At 72.7% G+C, this 24,791-nt stretch carries 16 protein-coding genes; 10 read left to right on the top strand and 6 right to left on the bottom strand.

Annotated elements, in window-relative coordinates; translation table 11 throughout:
- Window positions 1-603 precede the first annotated feature (603 nt).
- Window positions 604-3,903 carry an RHS repeat-associated core domain-containing protein gene (locus OG440_RS00410; RefSeq protein ID WP_406011206.1) on the bottom strand — a complete coding sequence of 1,100 codons (3,300 nt, stop codon included), beginning with the start codon at window positions 3,901-3,903 and terminating at the stop codon, window positions 604-606.
- Between the two features lie 855 nt (window positions 3,904-4,758).
- Between OG440_RS00410 and OG440_RS00405 the strand changes: the two genes are divergently transcribed.
- Window positions 4,759-5,742, top strand: a complete 984-nt coding sequence (locus tag OG440_RS00405) for a BTAD domain-containing putative transcriptional regulator (RefSeq protein WP_406011205.1) — start codon at window positions 4,759-4,761, stop codon at window positions 5,740-5,742.
- Between the two features lie 1,588 nt (window positions 5,743-7,330).
- Here OG440_RS00405 and OG440_RS00400 read toward each other — a convergent pair.
- Window positions 7,331-7,585, bottom strand: coding sequence for a hypothetical protein (locus OG440_RS00400; protein WP_406004799.1), 255 nt, complete (start codon window positions 7,583-7,585; stop codon window positions 7,331-7,333).
- Window positions 7,586-9,768: 2,183 nt separating this feature from the next.
- Here OG440_RS00400 and OG440_RS00395 point away from each other — a divergent pair.
- Window positions 9,769-12,024, top strand: a complete 2,256-nt coding sequence (locus OG440_RS00395; protein WP_406004798.1) for an FAD/NAD(P)-binding protein — start codon at window positions 9,769-9,771, stop codon at window positions 12,022-12,024.
- On the opposite strand, the gene OG440_RS00390 is transcribed toward OG440_RS00395, so the two are convergent.
- Together OG440_RS00390 and OG440_RS00385 are read right to left on the bottom strand one after the other, a co-directional pair.
- On the bottom strand, window positions 12,008-12,538 hold the full coding sequence (locus OG440_RS00390; RefSeq protein WP_406004797.1) for an SDR family NAD(P)-dependent oxidoreductase: 531 nt from the start codon (window positions 12,536-12,538) through the stop codon (window positions 12,008-12,010). The two genes, OG440_RS00395 and OG440_RS00390, sit on opposite strands and share 17 nt — an antisense overlap.
- A gap of 284 nt (window positions 12,539-12,822) precedes the next feature.
- Window positions 12,823-13,659, bottom strand: coding sequence for an NAD-dependent epimerase/dehydratase family protein (locus OG440_RS00385; RefSeq protein WP_406004796.1), 837 nt, complete (start codon window positions 13,657-13,659; stop codon window positions 12,823-12,825).
- 579 nt (window positions 13,660-14,238) lie between these two features.
- On the opposite strand from OG440_RS00385, the gene OG440_RS00380 reads away from it, so the two are divergent.
- Entirely contained in the window at window positions 14,239-15,888 is a 1,650-nt protein-coding gene (locus OG440_RS00380) for an FAD-dependent oxidoreductase (protein ID WP_406004795.1), read from the top strand.
- 104 nt (window positions 15,889-15,992) lie between these two features.
- On the opposite strand, the gene OG440_RS00375 is transcribed toward OG440_RS00380, so the two are convergent.
- Complete coding sequence (locus OG440_RS00375) at window positions 15,993-16,472, bottom strand: hypothetical protein (RefSeq protein WP_406004794.1); 480 nt, start codon at window positions 16,470-16,472, stop codon at window positions 15,993-15,995.
- Between the two features lie 450 nt (window positions 16,473-16,922).
- On the opposite strand from OG440_RS00375, the gene OG440_RS00370 reads away from it, so the two are divergent.
- From OG440_RS00370 to OG440_RS00345, 6 genes are all read left to right on the top strand, one after another.
- The gene (locus OG440_RS00370) at window positions 16,923-17,156 is read left to right on the top strand and encodes an acyl-CoA carboxylase subunit epsilon (protein WP_406004793.1); all 234 of its coding nucleotides are present in this window, start codon (window positions 16,923-16,925) and stop codon (window positions 17,154-17,156) included.
- 806 nt (window positions 17,157-17,962) lie between these two features.
- Window positions 17,963-18,799, top strand: coding sequence for a BTAD domain-containing putative transcriptional regulator (locus tag OG440_RS00365; RefSeq protein ID WP_406004792.1), 837 nt, complete (start codon window positions 17,963-17,965; stop codon window positions 18,797-18,799).
- 353 nt (window positions 18,800-19,152) lie between these two features.
- Complete coding sequence (locus OG440_RS00360) at window positions 19,153-19,974, top strand: BTAD domain-containing putative transcriptional regulator (protein ID WP_406004791.1); 822 nt, start codon at window positions 19,153-19,155, stop codon at window positions 19,972-19,974.
- A gap of 570 nt (window positions 19,975-20,544) precedes the next feature.
- Window positions 20,545-20,841 carry a hypothetical protein gene (locus OG440_RS00355; RefSeq protein ID WP_406004790.1) on the top strand — a complete coding sequence of 99 codons (297 nt, stop codon included), beginning with the start codon at window positions 20,545-20,547 and terminating at the stop codon, window positions 20,839-20,841.
- On the top strand, window positions 20,838-21,761 hold the full coding sequence (metF, locus tag OG440_RS00350) for a methylenetetrahydrofolate reductase [NAD(P)H] (protein WP_406004789.1): 924 nt from the start codon (window positions 20,838-20,840) through the stop codon (window positions 21,759-21,761). The genes OG440_RS00355 and metF overlap by 4 nt, the downstream gene beginning before the upstream one ends.
- Before the next feature lie 15 nt (window positions 21,762-21,776).
- Window positions 21,777-21,917, top strand: a complete 141-nt coding sequence (locus OG440_RS00345) for a hypothetical protein (protein WP_406004788.1) — start codon at window positions 21,777-21,779, stop codon at window positions 21,915-21,917.
- A gap of 178 nt (window positions 21,918-22,095) precedes the next feature.
- On the opposite strand, the gene OG440_RS00340 is transcribed toward OG440_RS00345, so the two are convergent.
- Window positions 22,096-22,860, bottom strand: coding sequence for a sigma factor-like helix-turn-helix DNA-binding protein (locus OG440_RS00340; RefSeq protein ID WP_406004787.1), 765 nt, complete (start codon window positions 22,858-22,860; stop codon window positions 22,096-22,098).
- A 712-nt stretch (window positions 22,861-23,572) separates the two neighbouring features.
- Between OG440_RS00340 and OG440_RS00335 the strand changes: the two genes are divergently transcribed.
- Window positions 23,573-24,664, top strand: a complete 1,092-nt coding sequence (locus OG440_RS00335; protein WP_406004786.1) for a polyprenyl synthetase family protein — start codon at window positions 23,573-23,575, stop codon at window positions 24,662-24,664.
- Window positions 24,665-24,791: the final 127 nt, after the last annotated feature.

The following is a 24,791-nucleotide window of genomic DNA, read 5'->3' as shown; positions in this document are numbered from 1 at the left end:
ATCGCCTTCTCATCTTGATGAGAAAGGGCGAGGGCGAAGCAGATGGCGATGAAGCAGATGGCGATGAAGCAGATGACGATGAAGCAGATAACCCAACCCGCTGCCGGTAGGTAGTTGTGACGTCCGGAAGCCCGAGTCAATACTCCATTGCCCATCATCCCTTTACTTCCAAGAAGTCGACTTCATCCAGAATCACTGGCACGGGACGAGGGAGGCCCATTCAGCGGTGACGCGAGTTGTTTGCCCGCTCTATCGTTTCTTCCTGCGGTAGTAGAGACAGATCAACAACACGGCTATGAGAGTACCCAGAACCTCCAGCAGGAAGATGCTGGCGCCGGGCCACACATATCGAGCAGCCACCTGCGAGGCGAGCGGATCCATGCTTTAGCCCGCCTTTCGTTTTGCTGCAACCGTTGCACCTGCGGCGATCCCTACGCCGACTACCACAGGAACCGTGCCTCGCGTCCGACCAGCGGCTAAATCTACGAGACCTATGAAGAAAAGAAGTGCTGCACACACAAATGCAATAAGAACGAAAATTTTCTTCACTCTTGACTCCTATAAGGCGGGCCCCCTCCCAGGGGCCCGCCTCTGGAAAATAATTTACATGTTCTTGTACACGGTTTGCGTAGCAGTACCTGCTATGGCGCCGACTACGGCGCATTTGGGAATGGCGGCGAGGCTGACGCCGGCCGTGGCTTCGCTTCCTGCGACCGCTACGGCTCCACACAGCGCGGTGACACCTATGCCTGTGAGCATGCCGACTTTGTCAGCGAATGCAGCCGACTCGTCTCCAGACAGAGTGTCTCCCACCAGTCCTACCCAGTCGGCGGCATCGAAAATACCGCCCAGTCCGAGCAGTCCGCTGGGGTCGATGCGGTTGACGGGGTCGCCCTCGGCGTACAGGTACGGGTTCTCTTCCTGGCCGGAGGGGTCTGGCTGGGTGAAGCGGCCGATGTTGGCGTCGTAGTAGCGGGCCTTGAGGTGGTAGAGGCCGGTGGGGTCCTGGTAGTTGCCGGCGAAGCGGTAGGGCTGGGGGACCGGTTCGGTGGACTGGGCCAGGATGCGTACGCCGCGGGGGCTGTAGGCGTAGGCGTCGACCTTGGTGCCGCCCTCGTCCGCCAGTGCGACGATGCTGCCGATCGCGTCGGTGAGGTAGTAGTACGCCTTGCCTCCGGTCGTCATGGAGTTCAAGGTGCCCCCGGGTTCCCGGTTGAATCCCATGTCCACGCCCGCGGTGGTCTTGGCGGACAGGCCGAGGGGCCCGTTGTGGAAGAACGTGTCGCCGAGCTTGATCCGCTCGCTCTGGTCGGTGGAACCGTACTGGCCCGCGTACGCCTTGGAGTTGACGGTGATCGACGTCATCTGCGAGTGGTCCGACCACTTCTCGCCGGTGCGGATGTAGTCGTCCGTGGAGGCGGCCGCGGTCTCGTTGCCGATCGCGTCGTAGGACCAAGTCCCGGTCGTCGACGACTTGTTCGTCAGCTGCTGGGCGTCGTTGTAGGTGTAGGTGGTGCCGCGCGGGCAGCCCGGGTCGGTGCCCTGGCTGGTGAGGTTGCCGGCCAGGTCGTAGCAGTACTGCCAGGAGTCGGCGATGCTGCCGTTCTTCTCCTCCTTGGCGTGGGCGAAGCGGCCCGCGCCGTCGTAGCTGTACGTCCGCTTCAAACCGGAGACGGCGTCGGTGCTGGTGCGGATCTTGCTGCCGTCGGTGGCGGCGTCGGTGCCGTAGCCGTAGGTGTAGGCGAGGTTGACCAGGGTGCCCTGCGGTGAGGTGGCTCTGATGGACTCGGGCCGGCTGGACTTGTCCGGCTTGACCTCCTGCACCGTGCCACCGGGGTAGGTGGTCGTGGTGCGGAAGTCGTTGTTGTTGTAGCCGTACGTGGTGATGCGGCCCTGGGGGTCCTTCAGTTCCTTGAGCTTGTTGACGTCGTTCCAGGTGTAGTCGGTCGTGCCGGCGGGGTCCTTGTAGTAGTCGACGTTGCCGGCCGGGGTGTAGGCGAGCAGGGTCTGCGAGCCGTCCTGCAGGGTGCGGATCGTCTCGCGCTGCAACGGGTCGAACTTGTAGGTGATGGTGCCGGTGCCGTCGCTGCGCTGGGTGAGGTTGCCGTCGCCGTCGTACCAGTAGCTGACGGTGTCGTTGGTGGAGGACACCGTCTTGATCCGGTCACGGTTGTCGTAGACATAGACCGTTTTGATGCCGCGGGCGTCCGTCACCGTCTCGGTGCGGCCCAGCGCGTCGTAGGTGAAGGTGGTCTTCCCCAGCGGCGCGGGCGGGGTGACGGTGTCCAGGTTGCCCTTGGCGTCGTAGTGGAAGTCGGTGGTGACCGTCTTCGTCGACGTCATCTTCGTCTTCTCGGTGCAGCGCTGGCCCTCGAAGCCGCCGCAGGTGGGGGAGGAGGGGTTGTAGGTGTAGGAGATGCTGCCGCCACCGGTCCCGGTCTGCGCCACCGACATCGTGTTGCCGGCCGTGTCGTACTTGAACTCCGTCTTCTCCCCGTCGGGATTGGTGGAGTCGGACGGCACGTCACCGGCACCGGCGATGGTCTGCCAGTGGTTGACCGTCGCCCCGCCGGTGGCCAGGGTGGCCGTCTCGAGGTTGTTCCGGGTGTTGAACCCGTACTCGGTGACGTTGCCCGGGGTGGTGCCCGAGCCCATCGCGTCCGTGGCGGAGTCGATGTTGTGGTTCGCGTCGAACTTCGTGGACCGCTTGTGCGTCAGGGCGTCGGTCACCTCGGTGACCTGGCCGTCGACGTCGTGCTTGTACGTCGTCGCGTGCGACTCGGGGTCGGTCACCGTGGTGGTGCCCGCGGCCGTCGGCGAGGTGGTGTCGTAGCTGTAGGTCCAGGTCGGGCCGGTGTGGCCGGAGCCGCCCAGCTCGGTGGCGCGCAGCATCGAGGTGACGCGGTTGGCGTCGTCGTAGGTGAAGACGGTGACGCGCCCCTCGGCGGTGGTGATCTTGTCGACGCGGCCCGAGCCGTCGTAGCGGAAGGTGACCGTCTTGCCCTCGGTGTCGGCGGTGGTGGCGAGGTTGCCCGCCGGGTCGAGGTTGAAGACGGCGGTGCGGCCGGTGTGGTCCTTGGCCTGCCACTGCGAGGCATCGGTCTTGAGCAGGTCGATCCAGCGCCCGGAGCGGGTCTCGGTGATCTTGAAGCCCTTGTGCTCGCTGCCCTCGTCGTGCTGGGTGACGGTGATGGTGACCTTGTTGCGGTCGGTGACCTTCGTCAGGGTTCCATTGGCGTCGTAGGTGTCCTTGGAATGGGACTTCCAGTTGGACAGGGCGTAGGTGCCGTCGCTGTTCTTCTTCAGCTCCTGCGAGTACCCCTTGGGCGTCGTGAACGTGCCGTCGGTGTTCTTCTTGAACCGGAGCGTCGCACCGCTGGCGTCGTAGAAGACGGCCTCGGTGCTCGAGGAGAGCGACAGATAGCGCTCGTACTGCTGCCACCACCGCTGGGAGACCTTGCCCCAGGGGGCGTCGAAGGAGTTGTAGGTCCGCGCCAGCATCAGCTTCTGGCCCGCGCCCGCGACCTCGAAGTCGGTCGCGGCAAGCATCAGGTTGCCGGTCGAGTAGTCGATCCGCGCGGTGAGCGCGTCCGTGATGGCGAACTCACTGACGCGGTGCCAGGGAACATCCCCCTGACCTTCCGGCACCAGGCTCAAAGCGCCGGTATCCCGCGCCGCGGAACGGGAGCCCTTCTGCGCAGGCGCGGCGGGCTTGGTGGCATGCTCCTTCTGCGCCGCGCGCCAGGCCTTGAGCTCCTCCGAAGGAGTCTCCTCCGCCTTCGAGGGGACCGGCTCGTTGGAACCGACCTTCACATCCGGCATGGTGAAACGGGGCGCGTCCTTGCCCCAGGCGGAGACCGGGTTCGGGTCGTCCGCCGCGGTTGCGGCAGCGGCCGGCAGCATCGACAGCGCGAGCGCGCCGGACACCACAACGGACGCTACCGATATGCGGGTTGCTCTCTTACGGGCACGCCGAACGGGCGCGCCGAAGGCACGTGAGTGCACGACTTCCCCCCACGGGAAAATGAGTCCCGGCAACCCCGATAGTCACCAGGAACACGCAACCTGTCACAGGAACCGCATGAAGGTTCGAGTCGTACCCGGAATTTTTTGACGCATGCGGTCCGGAATCAGCCCCGCCGGTTTCCTCAGGGAATCTCAGCAAAAGCCGAAATTCCACACCGTGGCGCCTCGCACCGACTGGTGTAGACGCGTGTGGCGATTCTCTGAAGCGTCTGAAACCTGTCGTACTTCCCGGCCGGACTTGCTTGCCTTCCTGGCGCGAGCAGTAGTCCATCCCGAGGTCGCCGCCGGTGCCGAGGAGGCGACGAAGCAGGGTGAGGAGCTGAACCGGCGCCTCTACTCGTGCGGGGGCTTTCGATGCCCTTGATCAGCGAGAACAGAACTTGATCACTGACGGGCACGGCACCCCGCTCGCGGTCCTGTTGGCCGGTGATAACCGCAACGACGGCACCCGGGGTGGGGGTGGGTTGTTTTTTGGCCGTGTGTTTTCGGTCTTTGGGTGGGTGTTTGTTTTGGCTGTTCTGTGGGGGGTGGGGGGTGGGGGTTGGTGTGGGGTTGGGGGTTTGTCCTGGCGGGGGTGGGGTGGGGTGGGGGGGTGGGGGCGGGCCGGGATTGACAGACCGACTGTGCTGTTTTTTTATCGGGGGGTTCGAGTGACAAACAGAGCACCGGGCGCCTGGGTGGTGGTAGTTGCCCGGGAGTTGCGGTCTGTGGCCTGGACTCATGGGGGAGTTTGTGGACATCGAAGTGCTGGGTGCGTTGTCGGTGTGGGTGGGTGGGGTGTCGGTGGTGCCGACGGCTCCGAAGCCGCGGCAGGTGTTGGCGTTGTTGGCGTTGAATGCCGGTCAGACGGTGCCGGTGGCGGCGTTGGTGGAGGAGTTGTGGGGGGTGGTGCCGCCGCGGAGTGCGCGTACGACGTTGCAGACGTATGTGCTGCAGTTGCGTGAGTTGATCGGGGCGGCGTTGGCGCGGGGCGGGCAGGAGCGGTACACGGCCGGTACGGCCGGTACGGCCGGTACGGCCGGTACGGCCGGCACGGCCGGTACGGCCGGTACGGCCGGTACGGCCGGTATGGCTGGTACGGCGAAGGATGTTCTGGTGACGGTTCCGGGGGGTTACCGGTTGGTGGTGGGGTCGGGGAGGGTGGATTTCCGGGAGTTCGGGCGGCGTGCGGGTGCGGGGTATCGGGCGGTGGACGCGGAGGATTTCGCGGGTGCGGCGCGGTTGCTGGCGGATGCGTTGTCGTTGTGGAAGGGGTCGGCGCTGGCGGATGTGCAGGCGGGTGCGCGTATCGAGATGGAGGTGCGGCGGCTGGAGGAGGCCCGGTTGTGCGCGCTGGACCAGCGGATCGAGGCGGATCTGCGGCTGGGGCGCCATCGTGAGTTGCTGCCGGAGCTGACGGTGATGGTCAACCGGTACCGGATGCATGAGAGTGTGCACGGTCAGTTCATGCTGGCGTTGCACCGCTCGGGGCGGCGCAGTGAGGCGCTGGAGGTGTACCGCAGGCTGCGGACGACGCTGGTGTCGGAGCTGGGTTTGGAGCCGTCGGCGGCGCTGAGCCGTCTTCAGCGTTCGATCCTGATGGCCCGCGCCGAAACACCCCTGCCCACGGCAGCGGCGCCGGCGGCAGCGGGCGCGGGCGCGGGCGCGGGCGCGGGCGCGGGGGTGGCGGGTGTATCCGTCGCGGGTGAGCGCCGGCTGGTCGCCCGCACCCACTGACCCGCCACCCGCCGCCCGCCACCCGCCCGCCGGCCGCCGCCCACTGACCCGCCGCCCGCCCGCCGCCCGCCGGCCGCTGACCCGCCACCCGCCGCCCGCTGACCCGCCGGCCGCTGACCCGCCACCCGCCGCCCGCTGACCCGCCGGCCGTTGGTCCGCCACCTGCCACCTGCCACCTGCCACCTGCCACCCGCCGCCCCGCCGCCCCGCCGCCCCGCCGCCCCGCCGCCCCGCCGCCCGCCGGCCGTTGGCCCGCCGCCCGCTGCCCCGCCGCCCACTGACCCACTGACCCACTGACCCACTGACCCGCCGCCCGCCACCCGCCGCCCGCTGGCCGCCCGCCCGCTGACCCGCCGCCCACCCGCCCGCCCGTCCGCCACCCGCCCGCCACCCGCCCGCCGGCCGCCCGCCCGCCGGCCGCCCGCCCGCCGGCCGCCGCCCGTCGGCCGCCGCCCACTGACCCGCCGCCCGCCACCCGCCCGCCGGCCGGCCGTCGGCCGGCGGCCGTTGGGATCGTGTCCGCGATGTCCCGCCTGGCTCGCGACGCCCGGCACGCGCTCCCCCAGGGGGGTAGCCCAGACCCGCGTTGTCGGGATCACTCGCGGACACCCGGTACGTGGGCGGCCCTGCGCCTTGCGGTCACACGCACCGGACGCCGCGGGCCCTGGCCTCGGGTGGCCGGCGCTGTTTTGCGGACACGCCGTGGTGCCGCGGGCCCTGGCCTCGGGGCGGTCGGCGCTGTTTTGCGGACAGGCCGTGGTGCCGTGAGCGTGGAGGTTCACCGGGGTGGTGGCTTCGGTTTGTTTGCTGAAGGCGGGGGAGTGAGGCGAGCGTGGTGGGTTGGACGGCGTCGGCTGTGGCCGGGCCGTGTAGCAGCACGGCGCCGGTTGCGGCCGGGCCGCGTAGCAGTTCGAGTCAGGTTGTGGGGCTGAGTTTGTCCGGTGGTGGGAGCCGCTGCTGTGATGTGGTCCAGCCGCAAGTCCCGGCCGGCCTGTCGGGTGCGGCACCAGGCGATGAGGTAGCGCTGGCCGTCGGTGTCGAGCGGTGGGGGGCGGTTGTGCCGCGCGGTCGCTTTCGCGTCCTGCCGCGTCGTGATGGGGCAGCCGTAGCACCGTGTGGGTGGTGAGGGTTTGTTCCACTGCGGCGCGGGCCGGGGTGGGGGCCGGCGGGGACAGTGTGACGGTCCGTGGGGCGGGTTTCTGCGCCGCCGCGGTGGCGGGGCCGGTCTTCGAGGCGGTGATCTTCTGGGCTGGCGTGCGGGCCGCGCCGGTGTACGGGGTGCAGGCGGCGGCGGGGGCGGCGGGGGCGGCCGGCGCCGGGGCTTCATCGGCGGTGAAGGTGGATGGGGACAGGGCCGTCTCCGGGTCGATCGAGCAGCCCCCGCTCCGCCCGGGTGGGGTGTGTACCGGGGCGGCGCCATCCTGGCGGTCCGGACCGGGCGGGGGCGCCGGTCTGCATCGGCACCTGGGGGTCGCGCTGCACCGTGCGCGTGCCGACCTCGAATCGCCCGGCCGGCGCCGCGACCGTCAGCCATCGTGGCGCCGGCCGGGCGCAACGTCGGCCAGCGCGTACAGCCGGGCCGTGCGGTTCACGCCGGCGACGCTGCCGTCGCGCGGTGAACGGGGAAGTCCCGCTCGCGCCGCTGTTCGCGCTCGGTGACGGTCGGCGCGGACAGCGTGAAGCCATGCACGGCCCCGGCGGCGACACCGAGCTGAACGGGCGCGTCTGCCGCCTGCCACCGCCCGGCCAGGAACAGGGCGTCGTCCCTCAGCGACACCGCGTGGTCCAGGATCTTGTGCTCCCAGCGGCCCTCGGCGGAAGGCGCGGGCGAAGGCTGCGGCACCGTCGGTGACGTCGATGGACCAGCCGTCGCGGAAGTCCACCGCCTACGGCACCTGGCGGATCCTCGCTCCCCACGACGATCCGGGCCGGCGGGAGACCGGCGAGGCCGGCGAACAGCGGTGAGACCTCACGATCACGGCGCTGCTCCGCCCCTGCCCGGTGTGAACGGCTCATAGGCGTGCCGCGACGAGTCGGTGTTGCTCAAACGAGTCGGTGTTGTTCAGCAGCCGCTTGGAGGCGAACGGTCGCCGGCTCGCCGTCATCGACAGGTCGTAGGGGCCGAAGAGATAGGTGGGCCGTCCGGAACGCGCCGGTTTTGCGGTGCCGGTCGCGCAGGCGCAGCTGCGTCACGGCCCCGAGGTGGGCGCCGGCCGATTCACCGCCGCTCAGCAGCCGTTCGGTGCCGAACCCGGCTGCGGCGTGCGGCACACGGTGCCGCTTCGCGGCACCCCGTGAATACCCTCGGGTGACCTGCGTCACTTCGGGGGGCTCTTGGCGTGGGGTCGCCGCCCGTGTCACTATTCCCGGGCGCTGCCCCTGCCCGAAAGCCGCTCGCGTGCGGCCGGCCGGGTACCGCGTCCGCCGCCTTCTCGCCGGCGAGACCCACTCCAGCACCCCACAGTGCCGCGTTTCCCAATGTTTTCCGCCGCGCCCGCATACCGCCCGGCGGGCACCCGGCCGGCAGACCGGCAGCCGACCTGCGGCGCCGGCCACGACGGGGCGCAACCGGGCCGTGTGGTCGCGGACTTCACGCACACCACCACAACGACGCCCCGCTCCGCCCCGGCACCCGCCCCCGGCCCGCACACCGGCCCGGCACTGTCCGGAGCGTCAACTCCTGTGCCCGGCACCCGCGTTCACCGCGCTTCCGCGCTGCGCACCCCTGCCAAACCCACCGCCCGGAACCCGGACCCCCGGACCCCCGGACCGGACCGGACCCGGACCCCCGGACCCCGGACCGGACCCGGACTCCAGATCCCCGGACCCGGACCGGACCCGGACCCGGACCGGACCCGGACCGGACCCGGACCCGGACCGGACCCGGACCGGACCCGGACCCGGACCGGACCCGGACCGGACCCGGACCCGGACCGGACCCGGACCCGGACCGGACCCGGACCCGGACCGGACCGGACCCGGACCCGGACCGGACCCGGACCCGGACCGGACCGGACCCGGACCCCAGACCCCCGGACCCCGGGCCGGACCCGGACTTCAGATCCCCGGACCCCGGACCGGACCCGGACCCGGACCTCCGGAACTGGACCCGGGCCCCGGACCCGGGCCCCGGACTCCCGGATCTGGACCCCAGGCCCCTGACCCCGGACGGTTGTGGCGCGCAGCCGCCGACCTGCCGCGGCCCGGGCGAGGGCGGCTGGCTGGCGAGGACGGGGCATCCTTCGCGCGGTAGGGCCTGCCCGGATACGAACCGCCGCCGGACCAGTACGAGTTGCACGATCCTGCAGCCCCAAGGCCCCAAGGCCCCAAGGCCCCAAGGCCCCAAGGCCCCAAGGCCCCACGCCCCCAAGGCCCCACGCCCCCAAGGCCCCAAGGCCCCAAGGCCCCAAGGCCCCAAGGCCCCAAGGCCCCAAGGCCCCAAGGCCCCACGCCCCCAAGGCCCCACGCCCCCAAGGCGCCGTGGCCCCGCGGCCTCACGTCTCCGCAGCCCCACGTCTCCGCAGCCCCACGTCTCCGCAGCCCCACGGCCCCGTGGCCTCTCGGCCCCGCAGCCCCATGGCCCCACGGCCTCGCGTCTCCGCAGCTCTGCGCTCCTACGGCCTCGCGGCCCATAGGCCCGCGTCCTCGCGGCCCCACGGTTCCGCGTCCTCGCGGCCTCACGGTTCCGCGGTCTCGCGGCCTCACGGTTCCGCGGTCTCGCGGCCTCACGGTTCCGCGGTCTTGCGGCCTCACGGTCTTGCGGCCTCACGGTCTTGCGGCCTCACGGTCTTGCGGCGTCGCGGTCTCGCGGCCTCGCGGCCCCACGGTTCCGCGTCCTCGCGGCCTCACGATCCCGCAGACCTGCGCCCCCGCAGACCTGCGCCCCCGCAGACCTGCGCCCCCGCGGGCCCGCGGCGTCACGGCCTCACGGCGTCACGGTCTCGCGGTCTTGCGGCGTCACGGCCGCGTGGGTCTGTGGGCTGGCATGCCTCGCTCTGTTGCTCGACCCCGGCAGAAACAGGAAACATGACAACGAGACATCGTTCTGTGTGCGTGATCGGCGCGGGCCCGCGCGGACTGTCGGTTCTCGAGCGGCTGTGCGCCAACGTCCGCTCGCAGCCCGAGGGCAGCACCGTCCATATCCATGTCGTCGACCCCTACCCGCCCGGCGCAGGGAAGGTGTGGCGTACCGACCAGTCCCGTCACCTGCTCATGAATACCGTGGCCGGACAGATATCGGTGTTCACCGACGCCAGCGTGGACCTGCGCGGTCCCCTGGAACCCGGACCGAGCCTGCATCAGTGGGCCCTCGCTCTCCTCGCGGGCGAGTACGGCGACGGTCACCCGGCCGCGACTCTCGCCGAAGCACGCCGGCTGGGCCCCGACACCTACCCCACCCGCGCCTTCTACGGCCACTACCTGCGCTGGGCCTACCGGCGCGTCACCGACGGCGCCCCCGCCGCGGTGACCGTCACCTTCCACCCCCACCTCGCCGTCGCCCTCGACGACGACCCCCACCACCCCACCCCCACCGCCACCCACGGCGCGGCCTCAACCCCCGCCCCCATCCAAGGTGCGGCCTCAACTCCCGCCCCCGGTGCGGCCTCAGGCCTCGCCTCTGCCTCTGGCGCAGGCTCAGATTCCGCCTCCGCGCGCGGTGTGGTGTCTGGTTCGGGTGCCGGCCCGGGCCCGGGGGTGGGCGCGGGGGTGGGGGTTTTGCAGCGGGTGACGCTTGCCGGCGGGGGTGTGCTGGCCGGGCTGGACGCGGTGATCCTGTGTCAGGGACACCTCCCGGTCCGTGGCGAGACCGCCGGAGGTGATGCCACCGCCCGGGCGGCCCGCCGGGGCGCGCCGCGCCATATCGCGCCGGCCAATCCCGCCGACGTCGATCTGGACGTCCTCGCCCCGGGCAGGCCGGTTCTGCTGCGCGGTCTGGGCCTGAACTTCTTCGACTACCTCGCCCAGCTCACCGCCGGCCGCGGCGGCACCTTCTCCCGGGCCGGCAACCGCCTCGTCTACCACCCCTGCGGCCGTGAACCGCGCATCCACGCCGCGTCCCGGCGCGGCGTGCCCTACCAGGCCCGCGGCGAGAACGAGAAAGGCCCCCACGGCCGCCACACCCCGCTGCTGCTCACCGCCGAGCGCGTCACCGGGCTGCGCCGCACCCACGAAAGCAGCGGTCTGGACTTCAAGGAGCAGCTGTGGCCGCTGATCTCCCGCGAGGTCGAGGCCGTCTACTACCGCACCCTGCTCAGCTCCCGCGGCTACGCCCTGCGGGCCCGCCGCTTCCAGGACGACTACCTCGCCGCCCCAGACCGGCCCCAGCACACCGACGCCGTCATCGCCGCCTACGGCATCGGTGAGAAGGACCGCTGGGACTGGGAACTGATCGCCCGCCCCTACCGTGACCGGGAGTTCACCGGCCCCCACGACTTCACCGGCTGGCTCCTGGACCACCTGCGCGAGGACGTCGCCGAAGCCCGCTGCGGCAATGTCAGCGGTCCCCGCAAGGCGGCCCTGGACGTCCTGCGCGACCTGCGCAACGAGATCCGCCTGGCCGTCGACCACGGCGGCCTGCACGGCGACTCCCACCGCACCGACCTGGACCACTGGTACACCCCCCTCAACGCCTACCTGTCCATCGGCCCGCCGGCCCGGCGCGTCGAGGAGATGATCGCGCTGATCGAGGCCGGCGTCCTGCACGTCGTCGGACCGGCCGTCCAGGTCGACGCCACCCCCACCGGATACACCGTCAGCTCACCTCTGGTACCCGGCTCGGCCGTCACCGTGGACGCCCTCGTCGAGGCCCGCCTGCCCGAGATCACCCTCACCCGCACCGCCGACCCGCTCCTGCGCCACCTGCTGGAAACCGGCCAGTGCACCACCTACCGCATCCCCACCCGCCCCACGGGCAGCCACGACACCGACGCACTGGCCGTCACCCCCCGCCCCTTCCACCTGATCGACGCCCTGGGCCGGCCGCACCCGCGCCGGTTCGCCTTCGGGGTGCCCACCGAATCGGTGCACTGGGTGACCGCCGCGGGCATCCGCCCCGGCGTCAACTCCGTCACCCTCACCGACTCCGACGCCATCGCCCGCGCCGCACTGCACACCACCACCCCCACCACCGCCACCGTCCCCGACCCAGACCCAGAGACCGGCGCCACCGTCCCGGGGCAGAGCACCGCCGCCGTCCCGGGGCAGAGCACCGGCGCCGCCGGCCCGGGCACACCCGGCGGCCCGGCCCCCACCCCGCGACAAGGACTCACGCCCGCCCACTGACCCACCCCACCACGCCCCCGCACACGGGCCTGCACACGCACACGGGCACGGGCCTGCACACGCACACGGGCACGGGCCTGCACACGCACACGGGCACGGGCCTGCACACGCACACGGGTACGAGTCCGTGCCCGTGCCGCAGGCACAGGTCCGGGCGGCTACGGACACGCAGGGGGAGGGGGCGCCGGTGGGGGACTGCGCTTGGCCCGCCCTGCTGCGGACCCTGGTCGGTGACGTCCGGGACGACCGCGTGCGCGTCGCGGCCGGCGGCACGCACCGCCGCAGCCGATTCCCCGCCGCGCCGCAGGTCTCTGGCGCCGATCAGGACCGCCCTGCCCAGCGCAGCGAGTTGCTCGGCAACCCCACGACCGGTCCCCTTGTCCGCCCCGGTGATCAGGGCGACCTTCTGATGTGCCGTCCGCTCGCCCGTGACCGGCTCCCTGTTGTCGAGGCGGGTTCTTCTCAGAACCTGTCCTCGCAACCTGAGACGAGACAGCCCAGCCGTCTCTGACATGCGGACACCGTCACCCCCTGCTACGAAGTACCCGGCCCCCGCCTGTTGCCCGGCGTGGAAAATGCCGACGAAGGCGGCGTTCGCGATGCCGGCGAAGTGTGACGGCAACGCCCCGCCGGTGGGTGTTCCGGCGGGGCGGCCGCCGGCAGGGTGTCGTTTTCGTCGGTGAGGCGCCGGTGGTGAGGGCGATCTCTGAGACGATCTCTGACAATCCCCACTCCTCCTCGCCGCTCCTCACGCAAAAGGTGCTGCGAAGTGCGCGTGCTGTGCGATGGCTCTGTGCGTCAGGGCCGAAGGTGCTTGAGGGTGAATTCGGGCTGTGCGTAAGGGCCGGCCTGGGGTGCGGTCGGATCGGCTGGGAGATCTGCCCCAAGAATGTGCGCGGCGTGGAGTTCGGCGTCGTCGACGGGGACGTAGGCCAGTTCCGCCGGGTCGGGGAGTTCCCAGAAGCGGCGGGTGTTGGCGGAGACGGCGTACGTCGTGGCGAAGCGGGTGGAGCGCGGTGCGGCCAGCGCGGCCCGGATGTAGCCGACGGCGTCGCGCGGGCTCAGCCAGGTCGCCAGATGCCGGGGTTCGGCAGGCACCTGCTCGAAACTGCCGATGCGCAGGCAGATCACGGACAGACCGAACTTGTCGGCATACAGCCGCCCGAGGGCCTCCACGGCCACTTTACTCACCCCGTAGAGGCCGTCAGGACGTACCGGATGGTGTGAACCGGTGAGATGTCCGGCGGGGTAGAAGCCCGTCACACGGTTGCTGCTCGCCATCACCACCCGCTCGATTCCCGTGCGCCGCGCCGCTTCCAGGACGTGGTGTGTGCCGAGCACGTTGGCTTCGAGCAGGTCCGGAAGAGGAGCCTCGTCCGGCACGCCACCCAGGTGAAGCACACGGTCGGCTCCCACGAGGGCCGATTCCACGGCGGCGGCGTCCCGCAGATCCACGGTGTGCACCTCCTCGTTCCCGGCCTCCGGGTGGAGCGGCACGCGGTCGAGCAAGATCAAGCGTGCCGCCTCGCGCCGCAGCGCCTTCCGCACCACAGAACCGATATTGCCCGCCGCCCCTGTTACCGCCACGGTTCCCAGACTCACTGCGCCTCCCCGTCGTTTCGACAACCCTCGCATCCTCGCGCCCGCTGTTCCGCTCATCAGGGCGGTGGGGAAATGAGTGAGCGGGACTGTCTTCCTGACGTCTCGTCACGGGCATGGACCCCGCCGAGGCTGTCGGCAACAACCCGCGGAAGACCGCGGAAGACCAGGCAGTTGGTGTGGATCGGCGATCACGGCCAGGCCGGTGACAGCCACCGTCCCTCCGCCCCCCTCCCGCCGTCCGCGTGTCGCCGGCGCGAGGCCGCGTCGTCCTCGACGCCGACGCGAACCCGCGGCCCCTCTCCCCACCCCACGCCCGGCCGCCGTCTGCCGTTGCGGCGTATCCGCGTCGGCCGGCCCCCGCCCGCCCGCTCCATCAGGGGTGCCGCCCGTCCGGATCCGGCCGGGCGTGCCGCTCCCGTGCCGCCCGTCCGCTCCCGTGCCGCCCGTCCGGTTCCGGCCGGGCGTGCCGCTCTCGTGCCGGCGGGCCGCCCCGGTGCGGGAGGGGGGCGGCGCCGGCGTGCTGCGGGGGCCCGCGAGGGCCGGAACGCGCCCTGCCCGTGGACGGCCGCACCCCGCATGATGCACACACAACCCATAAGGGGGGCGGCCGAGTTGAGTCCACACGCGCACCTCGACGCAAGCGGTCACGGCCATGCCGTCGTGATCGGGTCCGGCCTCGCCGGGCTCACCGCGGCACGGGCCCTGGCCAACTTCATGGACCGGGTCACCGTCATCGAACGCGACTGGCTGCCCCGCGGGCCCGGGCGGCGCCGGGGCCTGCCCCAGGCCCGCCACACCCACAGCCTCACCACCACCGCCCAGCAGGGCCTGGAGCAGCTCTTCCCCGGCATCGTCGGCGACCTCACCCGCGCCGGAGCGGTCCGCGTGCGCATCCCCCAGGACATGCTGGTGTACGGCCCCGGCGGCTGGCTGCCCCGCTTCGACTCGGGCCTGTCGATACTCAGCGCCGGCCGCGACCTGACCGACTCGGTCCTACGCGACCGGCTGCGCGCCGACCCCAAGATCGCCTTCCTGCCCGGACACGAGGCCGTCGCCCTGGCCCAGGGCCGCGACGACACCGTCACCGGCGTGTGGGCACGCACCCGGGACCGGCAGGCACCCGGCGGCTGGACAAAGCGGCGCCTGATGGCCGCCGACTTCGTCGTGGACGCCTCCGGACACCCCTCGCACGCCCTGCGCTGGCTGGCCGAACTCGGCTACCCGCCGCCCCCGCACACCCTCGCCGCCGCCCCCGCCTCCTACGCCACCGCCGTGTTCACGCCGCCCGTCGGCCACGTCGCCGACTGGAAGAGCCTGCTGATCATGGCCTCGCCCGGCAACCCCCGCCAAGGCAGCCTCGACCCCCTCGAAGGCGGCCGCTGGACGGTCTCGCTCCGCTGCGCCGACGCCGGCGCGCCGCCCGCCGACCACGCAAGCCTGCTGCACGCCGCGGCCGCCCTGCCCCACCCCCTGCTGCACGACCTCATCGAGGCCGCCACACCCCTCGGCCCGGTCTACGGCTGCGCCCGCACCGGCAACCGCTGGCACCACTACGAGAAACTGCGCCGCTGGCCCGACCAGTTCCTCGTCGTCGGCGACGCCCTCGCCGACCTCACCGCGGCCCGCGGCCACGGCATGACACTCGCCGTGCAGTGCGCCCTCGTCCTGGACCACCTGCTCACCGCCCACGGAACCGCCGTGGGCCTGGGCCACCGGCTGCGCCGGGCCCTCGCCCACCGCATCGCCCCGGCCTGGCAGGCCGGCACCCGCGGCCCGCACCCCACCCAGCCCGGCCCCGCCCGCCCGCCCGGCCTGCGCGCCCGGACCGGCACACGGTACGCGGCCCGGATCGCGGCCGCCGCGACCACCGACCCCCACGCGGCGACACTCCTGCTCCAGCAGCACCAAAACACCACCCCGCCCGCCGCCTGGCACCCCGGCGCCCTGCGCGCCGCCCTACGCACCCCGCGCGAACCCGCCTCGGCCCCGCCCAGCCTCACCCACGGCCCCCGCACGCGACAACGCCGCCCCACCACACCCAACCCACCCGCCACCACACCCGACCCACCGAACCCACCCGCCGCCGCACCCGACCCACCGAACCCACCGGCCGCCGCACCCGACCCACCGAACACACCCGCCACCGCACCCGACCCACCGGCCGCTGCACCGCAGGCACCCGCCGCCGCCCCCGACCCTCCGGCGACCGCTCCTCTCACCGCCGGCCAGGCCGCGGCGCCCACCGCCCGGCGCCGGCGGTGAACACCCCACGCCCGCCCACCCGTTCAGCCGCCCGACCGCCCGACCGCCCGACCGCCCGACTGCCTCGCACCCGGCGTCTGTCCGGCGTCTGTACGGCCCGGCGGTCATTCGATCCCGAGGGGGCCGATGCCCAGATCCTCACGCATACGGCGGCGCATCTCGGCCATGGCCGTGCGGCGCTGCCGGATGAACGCCCTGTCCTCGGCGGAGCCGACCGCGACCCCGCCGGCATAGGCGTCACGCATCCGGCGCAGGCTGTGGAACGCCTCGTTGCCGGCCGCGACGACGAGCGGCGGGCCCACCAGCCAGAGCTGCTCGCCGGCGGTGTGCAGTCCGGTTCCGCGGAAGGCTTCGCGCACCGCCGCATCACGCGCCGACCCCGACAGGTGATCCCCCAGGGCGACGGCCCGTATCTCTTCCCCCGCGTCCTTGAGGGCGCAGGCGTACGCGGTATACACGGCGCGCCGCACTTCCAGGGCGTGTCGCGCCTCCTCGCGCCGCCACCTGCTGCGATCGGCGATGAGGGTGGCAGCGATGCCGATGGCGGCACCTGTCAGCGTGGAGAGCAGAGGCATCCAGTCCATGCGCCGCATGCTGTCCCACCTCCCGCCGCGCCACCAGCGTCCCTCACGTTGCGCCCGCCGTGGTGTTCACGGACCTCTTGCCGAGTGCCACGCCAACAGGGCGCACCGGTGACCGCCGGACGCCCGGCCCACGACGGGCACGGCCGATGATCGTCGTCCTGCCTGTGCCCTGTCGGTGTCCTGTCTGTGCGTGGACACCGCTCGCCTACGGACACAACGCCGCCCGGCAGCACGCTCGTTGATGATCGCCATGCTCGCCCTGTTGTCCCCTGCGCCGGCGGCAGACACACCTCCACGACGGCGGCGCCCCGCGCAAGGTGACACCGGCGCGGACGCCCCCCGCCCCGCCCCGCCCTGCCCCGTTCCGGTCCGGTGGCCGTGCGTCGAGAGGCCCCCGAGCCTTTCTCGAGCCGGATGGCGGACGCTGAAGGGGAGGCCCGGGAGGCGTGGATGAGCGGTACCGAGGATGCGGCCGGCCTGTTCAGGATCGAGCGGGGGCACGCGAGCGCGGAGGAACTCGCCGCGGTGACCGTCACCCTGGTCGCCCTGGCCGCCGAACGCAGGGGCGAACACCCCTCGGACGGCAAGGAACACGACGGCGCGCACCCCGCGCGCCGCGAGCGCGGGCGCTGGGAACGCTGGGAGGCGACCCGCTCCTACCGGTCCCCGCGCAGCTGGAGATAGCGGGGGAGGACCCGCCCGCCCCCCTCTTCCCCTCACCCGCCCGCCCCCTCTTCCCCTCACCTCGAAGGGGCACTTGCCGAAGCGGTTCCGGCGACCGGGCGCCGCGGTGCCGCGGTGCCGTAGAGCATCCACCTGCGCGGCGCGCCCGGCAGCCGCGGCGACGCCCGCCGGCTGCCCGCCCGGCTGTCCGCGCAGAACGTCCGCGCCGATGTCCGCACACAACGTCCCCGCCCCGGAGGGGGCTGCTCCTGCCGACGGCCACGCGCTCGGGTGTTCTCGCAAAAGCCCGGCCGCCGGGCGCAGGCCGCCGGGCGCCGGGCGCAGCCCCGCCCGCTCACCCGCCCGCCTGCTCCGCGCCGGGCCCCGGACCCGGAGGGCTCGGCCCCTGCCCCCTCGCAGCCCCGTCTCACACAGCCCCGTCTCACAGCCCCGTCTCGCGGCTCCGCCGCCTCTCCCCGGCGCCCCCTTTTTTTGCCGCGGCCCGCGCGCCCGCGCCGGCCGCTCTCCCCGCATAGCCGACCACACGGTTTCTTTATCCTCGCTGTTCGGTGGCGGTTTTCCGCTCACCGGACCCCGGGATGTTGCGTGATAAACCTTCCCGGTCCGCCGCGAGCGCACAGGAAAATGCATTTTTGCTGCTCATAAGATTGCGTGTATTAATCAATCAGCGATGGGTACAGGTGTGTGCTTTAATAGCAACAGACCGGTCGCCCTGTTTTTTTGAGGTGTTCGTTTCCCGGGGGTGCCCGTCTGTCGATGCTCGCAAGAAATCCGGAGCACTTGGGCACGAGACTGGGGGAGATCACGTGAACATCCGGCTGATGGGCACCTTCGAGATCACACTGAACGGTGCCGCCGTGATGCCCACCGCACCGAAACCGAGGCAGCTGCTCGCCCTGCTCGCGCTCCACGCCGGGCGGGTGGTGTCCGTCGCGTCACTGACCGAGGAACTGTGGGGCGACCGCCCGCCGCGCACCGCCCGCACCATCCTCCAGACGTACGTACTCCAGCTGCGCGAACTCATCACCGCGGCCCTGGGCAGGGGGCAGGAGGGCGACGCGGCGGGCAGGACCGCCAAGGACGTCCTGGTCACCGCGCCCGGCGGCTATCTGCTCGACAACGCCGGCGCCACCCTCGACGTACAGGAGCTGGAGCGCCTGACCGGCGTCGGCTACCGGGCGATGCACGACGGCGACTTCCAGGGCGCGGCCCGCCACCTGGGCGAGGCGCTGGCCCTGTGGACCGGGCCCGCCTTCGCCGACGTGCAGGCCGGCCCGCAGCTCGAGATGGAGGCCAGGCGCCTGGAGGAGATGCGGCTGTGCGCCCTCGACCAGCGCATCGAGGCGGAACTGCGGCTGGGCCGCCACCGCGACCTGCTCGTCGAACTCACCGTCCTGGTCAACCGCTACCCCACCCACGAGAACCTGCACGGGCAGTACATGCTGGCCCTGCACCGCTCCGGGCGGCGCGGCGAGGCCCTGGAGGCCTACCGGCGCATCCGGGCCACCCTCGTGCGCGAACTGGGACTCGAACCGTCCGCCGGACTGCGCCGCGTACAGCAGATGATCCTCATGGCCGGCCCCGAGACCGGGCCCGCCCGCGCCGCGAACGGCCGCCGCACCCGCCTCGTGCGCAGCAGCTGAACCCGGCGTCCCGCCCCGGCGCGGCGATATGCGGCACCCCCGCATATCGCCGCGTCTCCTTTTGTTCCCGGAATGTTTTCCCGCGCACCGCGTATCGGCGGGACGCGAGCGCTGATCCAGCGCGGGTGAAGCCGTTCTCGAGCCGGGACGAAAAGATTCCGCATCCCCCGCCGGACACCTGCGGATCCACCCCCGCTTTTACTTCACCGCCGCTCTTCTCCACTCATGTCCGCCTCCCCGCTGAGCCCCGCTCGAATACCACTAAAGGAACCTGCACCTCCGCATAAGCGTGGCTAGCGTGCCACTGCCCTGACGATTTCCGCCAACGGGGGCGGCGATGATCGGAGGAAGTCATGGAGATCCAGGTTCTGGGGCCGCTGAGCGCCACAGTGGACGGGCAGACGATCGTCCCGACCGCGGGAAAACCCCGGCAGGTGTTCGCGCTCCTCGCGCTGTACCCCGGCCGCGTCACGCCGGTCTCGACGCTGATGGAAGAGGTGTGGAGGACCGAGCTGCCGCAGAGCGCGATGACCACCCTGCAGACCTACATCATGCAGCTGCGCCGCCGCATCGGCGCCGCGCTGGGCCCCGCCGCGCCGGGCGCGGAGAAGGACGTCCTGGCCACCGGACACGGCGGATACCTGCTCCAGGTCCCCCCGCAGTCCGTGGACGTCAACGTCTACGAGCGGCTCGTCGCCGAAGGACAGCAGGCGTTCGACCGGGGCGAGGACGAACGCGCCGCCCGCTGCTTCCGGCAGGCACTGGCCCTGTGGCGGGGGCCCGCCCTGGTGGACGTGCGACTCGGACCGGTCCTGCAGATAGAGGCCATGCGGCTGCAGGAGTCCCGCCTGGTGACCGTCGAACGGCGCATCGACGCCGATCTGCGGCTCGGCCGGCACACCGAACTCCTCGCCGAACTCACCGACCTGATCGCCCGTCACCCCCACCACGAGGGACTGCACGCACAGGCGATGCTCACCCTGTACCGCTCCGGGCGGCAGGCCTGCGCCCTGGACGTCTACCGCAGGGTGCGCACCCGCCTGGTCGAGGAACTCGGGGTGGAACCCTCGCCCCAACTGCAGCGCATGCACCAGGCGATGCTCGCCGTCGACCCGGCGCTCGACGTGGCGGCAGGCCCCCGCCGCGGCTCCACCTTCGACCGCTACGCCGCCTAGACCCGGCCCGGACCCACCCCAGGCACCGTCTCCGGCCGCACCGGAACGGCCCGGCCCGGCCCGGGACGCCCGCCCGCCGCCGCCGTACGCGGCCGGCGGACGGCGCGTACCGCGTACGGCGGACGGCCGACGGCCCACGCGGCGGCCGACGGCCCACGCGGCGGCCGACGGCCCACGGCGGCGGCGTACGGCCCACGGCGGCGGCGGGCGGCGGGCGGCGGGTGCGGCACCGGCGGGAACCGGGCCGGCGGCGCAACGCACCCCATCCGGCACCCCGCGCGGGCCCGCGGCCTCCTCCGGGCGCTCCAGGACGCGGCCCCCGGCTCCCCGGTCTCCCGTCGCCCCCGAGCCCCCGGTCTCCCGTCGCCCCCAGGCTTCCCGGTCTTCGTCGCGCCCCCGGGCCCCTGGCCTCCGGCGCCCCGGCCCCTGGCCTCCAGGCCCTGGACCCCCGCCGCTCCCGCTTCCGGCCTTCTCGGCCTCGGTCCTTCCGTGCCCGTTCCGGTGCGCTTCGAGCGCGGCTCGTTCGGCGCCGTGCAGGGTGGGGGCGCCCGAGCGACCGAAGGAGTTCCTGTGCGCATCGCGGTGACCGGCTCCACCACCACCGGCCCTTTACCGGTCCTGCCCCGGCGGTACGCCCGGCGCCTGCCGCCCGGCACGCCCGGCCACGTCCCGCCCGCCCTGCTCCCGCCTGCCCTGCTCCCGCCTGCCCTGCTCCCGCCTGCCCTGCTCCCGCCTGCCCTGCTCGCGCCCGGCCTGTTCCCGACCGGCCGGGACGGCTGCCGTGCCCCCGCGGTGGCGGCTGTGGCCGCTCGCCCCGCTCGTGCTGCTCGCGGTGGGGCCGGCGGCGGTGCCGGAGGCCGGCTGTGACGGCGCTGCGTGAGGCTCTCGCCCGGGAGGCCCCCACCTTCTCCTTCGAGTTCTTCCCGCCGAAGACGGACGCCGGGATGCGCAACCTGTGGCAGACGATCCGCCAGGTCGAGCGGCTGGCACCGGACTTCGTCTCGGTCACCTACGGCGCGGGCGGCTCCTCCAGGGAACGCACCGTCGAGGTGACCAAACGGATCGTGGCCGACACGACGCTGCGTCCCGTCGCCCATCTCACCGCGGTCGGCCACTCGGTGGCGCAGCTGCGCCGCATCATCGGCCAGTACGCCGACGCCGGCGTGCGCGACGTCCTCGTCCTGCGCGGCGACCCGCCCGGCGACCCGAACGCGCCGTGGAGCGCGCATCCCGACGGTTTCACCCACGCCCACGAACTGGTCCGCCTGGTGAGGGAGCTGGGCGATTTCAGCATCGGGGTCGCGGCGTTCCCCGAGCGTCATCCGCGCTCGCCGGACTGGGACAGCGACATCAGGCACTTCGTCGCCAAGTGCCGGGCCGGCGCCGACTACGCCATCACCCAGATGTTCTTCGACGCCGAGGACTATCTGCGGCTGCGTGACCGGGTGGCCGCCGCCGGCTGCGACATCCCGATCATCCCGGAGATCATGCCGGCCACCGACGCCCGCCAGATCGGCCGCTTCGCCGAACTCAGCGGCGCCGCCTTCCCCGAGGAACTGGCCCACCGCCTGCACGCCGCCCGCCACGACCCCGCCCAGGGACACCGCATCGGCGTCGAGTACGCCACCGCCATGGCCTGCCGCCTCCTCGGCGAAGGCGCCCCCGGACTGCACTACATCACCCTCAACCGGTCGGCGGCCGCGCCCGAGATCCACCGCGCCGTACGGGACGCGCAACGCCCCCGGCCCGCCCTCGCACCGCACCGCTACACGTCACCGACCCGCTGACAGGGGGAGGACCAGGTGGACGACATCACACAGGAAAACGGCAGACCCGCCCCGAAGCCGACGGACTTCGTCGCGGCCGCCGTCCCGCCGCTGCGCCTCGCCGGCGTCGACGAGGACGACCTCGCCGAGCCCCACGTCGTACGCGGCATCGACTGACACCACCACGGCCCCCACCACCGTGGCCACGGCCCCCACCACCACGGCCACGGCCCCCACCACCACGGCCACGGTCACCGTCCCTTGCGCCTCGCCGCTCCGGGCCGCTCCGGGCCGTCCCGCGGGATGCCGGGGGAGAGGGTGGCGGGATGCCGGGGGAGGGGGCGGCGGGCGAGGGTCAGTAGAGATGGAAGGGGCCGCCGTGCGGGAGGGCGCAGGTCCGGGCCGCCGGATCGCCGTGTGCGGCCGCGCCGGGATGGACGACCAGGTGCAGGCGGTGGATCTGCCCGTCGCGGACGTCGGGGGCCAGGGCATGCAGGATCGCGCCGCCGCGGTCCCGCAGGACCCAGCCGGGCCGGCCGGCGACCTGGCACCGCCCCACCGTGACGCCGACCCGCACCAGCGGCGGGACAATCGCCGCGATCAGCGCGGCGACGTTTCCGGCACCCGACACGCACGTGGGCCAGGGCAGCGGTTCGCGCCCGCCGTCACTGAGCACCGCCACGCCCGCGAGGAGCTGGCGGCACGCCGGCACCGAACAGCCCAGGGCCGCCGCGATCTGCGTGTCGCCGCACCCGAACGCCTCGCGCAGCACGAACGCGGCGCGCTCGAGCGGGGACAGCCGCTCCAGCACCATCAGGGCCGCCAGCGACAGCGCGTCCGCCAGGTCCGCCGGCCGGTCGGCCCCTGCCGGCCCGGTGGCGAGGAGCGGCCCCACACTCTGCCCGCGCGCGAGGCGCGCCGCGTGCAGGGCCCGCAGCGCGATCCGGGCGACCTCGCCCGCCAGATGCCCCTCGGCCGGCGCCGGCCGGGCCGGCGCGGCCATCCACCGCAGCCGGCAGGCCTGTACCGCGTACCGGGCGGCCCGCGTGTCGCCCACGATCCGGTAGGCGATCGCGAACAGCAGGGGCCGCAGCTTGGCGAACTCCTCGGCTCTGCTCACACCGGCTCCTCGGCAGGGGACAGCGAACGGCCGTCACCGGACCCCTCGCCGGCCGGGCGCCCGGCCGGCGAGGGGGATGACGGCGAGCGGCAGCGCCCCGGGGGGCGGCGCCGGCCCACGGCGCATCCTAGGAGCGGCCGGTACCCGACTTCCCGGCCCGCGGCGCGGCTTCGAGTGCCTCTACAGCGCCCCTGCAGCACCGGCGGGCGGCGCGGCCGGCGGGCCGGGGGACTCGACCGGACCTCGAGTCCCCTCGCCGATACTCGGACCCGTACCCGAAGGCCCCTGCACGGCCACCGGCCCTGGCGCAGGCACGGGCACGGACCTGCCGGCCCGGCGGTGGCGGCGTCCCTGCGGTGGCGCTGCCGCCCCTCGCCGGGCCCGGCGAAAGACCGGGAGACTCCCGGCGGACACCCCCCCCCGCGGGGGACGGGCGGGCCGGTCTCCCGCGAACGGCTGGTCCCGCGAACGGCAGGTGCCCTTCGCGGCGCCGGTCCGGCGCCGGCCGGTGAAACGCAGTACAGGCTCCCGTCCCACGGCGGACGGCCGTCCGGACCGCCCGTCAGGGCCGACCGCTCGGGCCGACCGCTCGGGCCGACCGTCCGGGCCGCTCGTTCGGGCCGAACGCCTGGGGCCGAGGGGGCGGATGCCGCTATGCCGCTAGCCGTTATGCCGCTGTCCGACGTCGATGACGACCAGGGAAGTTGACCTCATGACCAGCATCCGCACCCGTACCCGCATCAGTCCCGGGCAGGCCGTCGAGGAGGCGCTGCGCCGCTTCTTCGCCGAGCGCCGCACCGAGGCCGAGGGGATCGGCGCTGCCTGCGCCGACGTGGTCGACGACCTGGAGAACTACGTGCTGCGCGGCGGCAAACGCGTGCGGCCCACCTTCGCCTGGCTGGGCTGGCTCGGCGCCGGCGGCGACGAGGACAGTGCCGTCATGGAAGGGGTGGTGCGCGTCGGTGCCGCACTGGAGCTGTTCCATGCCTCGGCCCTGATCCATGACGATGTCGTCGACGCGTCTCCGACGCGTCGGGGGGCGCCGGCCGCGCATGTGCTGTTCGCCGACCGTCACCGTGAACGGGGCTGGAACGGCGAGCCCGAGCTGTTCGGCACCGGCACCGCGATCCTGGCCGGCGACCTCGCCCAGGGCTGGGCCGACGACCTCGTACGCCGCTGCGGCCTGCCCGCCGCGGCCCACGCCCGCATCACCCCCGTCTGGTCCGCACTGCGCACCGAAGTCCTGTGCGGACAACTCCTCGACATCACCGCCGAAGCCGCCGGCGCCGAAGACCTCGACACCCCCCGACGCGTCAACCGGTACAAGACCGCCTCCTACACCGTCGAGCGGCCCCTGCACCTCGGCGCCGCGATCGCCGGCGCCGACGACAACCTCATCACCGCCTACCGCGCCTTCGGACGCGACATCGGCATCGCCTTCCAACTGCGCGACGACCTCCTCGGCGTCTTCGGCACCCCCGAGGAAACCGGCAAACCCTCCGGCGGCGACCTCGTCCAGGGCAAACGCACCGTCCTGCTCGCCGCCGCCCTCACCCACGCCGACACACACGACCCCCACACCGCCACCCTCCTGCGCGCCGGCATCGGCCACCCCCTCGACGACGACGAACTCACCACCCTGCGCACCCTCATCACCAGCACCGGAGCCGTCGACCACGTCGAAGCCGACATCACCCGCCGCACCCGACGCGCCCTGGCCACCCTGCACGCCAGCACCGCCACCGACCACGCCAAACAACAACTCACCACCATGGCCGTCCACGCCACCCAACGAACCTCATGAACCATGCGGTGCGCCCAACTCCCGCCACACGCACGGCAGTTGGGGTGATGCAGGTCACCTCGGGGGCTGCTGGCCCGCGGGTTTGCCGCGTGTCACTATGGGGGCACGTGTCCCCTGCCCGAAACAC

Source organism: Streptomyces sp. NBC_00637, from assembly GCF_045161545.1.
In the GTDB taxonomy this organism is placed as follows: Bacteria; Actinomycetota; Actinomycetes; order Streptomycetales; family Streptomycetaceae; genus Streptomyces.
Note: the sequence above shows the minus strand (reverse complement) of the source record. Positions and strands in the feature narration are given on the sequence as shown.

What these genes read in the sequence shown, in the direction of transcription:
- OG440_RS00410 (WP_406011206.1), bottom strand. Translation starts at nt 3,903, where the DNA reads ATGCTGCCGGCCGCTGCCGCAACCGCGGCGGACGACCCGAACCCGGTC.
- OG440_RS00370 (WP_406004793.1), top strand. Translation starts at nt 16,923, where the DNA reads ATGAGCGGTACCGAGGATGCGGCCGGCCTGTTCAGGATCGAGCGGGGG.
- OG440_RS00390 (WP_406004797.1), bottom strand. Translation starts at nt 12,538, where the DNA reads ATGTCAGAGACGGCTGGGCTGTCTCGTCTCAGGTTGCGAGGACAGGTT.
- OG440_RS00335 (WP_406004786.1), top strand. Translation starts at nt 23,573, where the DNA reads ATGACCAGCATCCGCACCCGTACCCGCATCAGTCCCGGGCAGGCCGTC.
- OG440_RS00375 (WP_406004794.1), bottom strand. Translation starts at nt 16,472, where the DNA reads ATGGACTGGATGCCTCTGCTCTCCACGCTGACAGGTGCCGCCATCGGC.
- OG440_RS00395 (WP_406004798.1), top strand. Translation starts at nt 9,769, where the DNA reads ATGACAACGAGACATCGTTCTGTGTGCGTGATCGGCGCGGGCCCGCGC.
- OG440_RS00385 (WP_406004796.1), bottom strand. Translation starts at nt 13,659, where the DNA reads ATGCGAGGGTTGTCGAAACGACGGGGAGGCGCAGTGAGTCTGGGAACC.
- OG440_RS00360 (WP_406004791.1), top strand. Translation starts at nt 19,153, where the DNA reads ATGGAGATCCAGGTTCTGGGGCCGCTGAGCGCCACAGTGGACGGGCAG.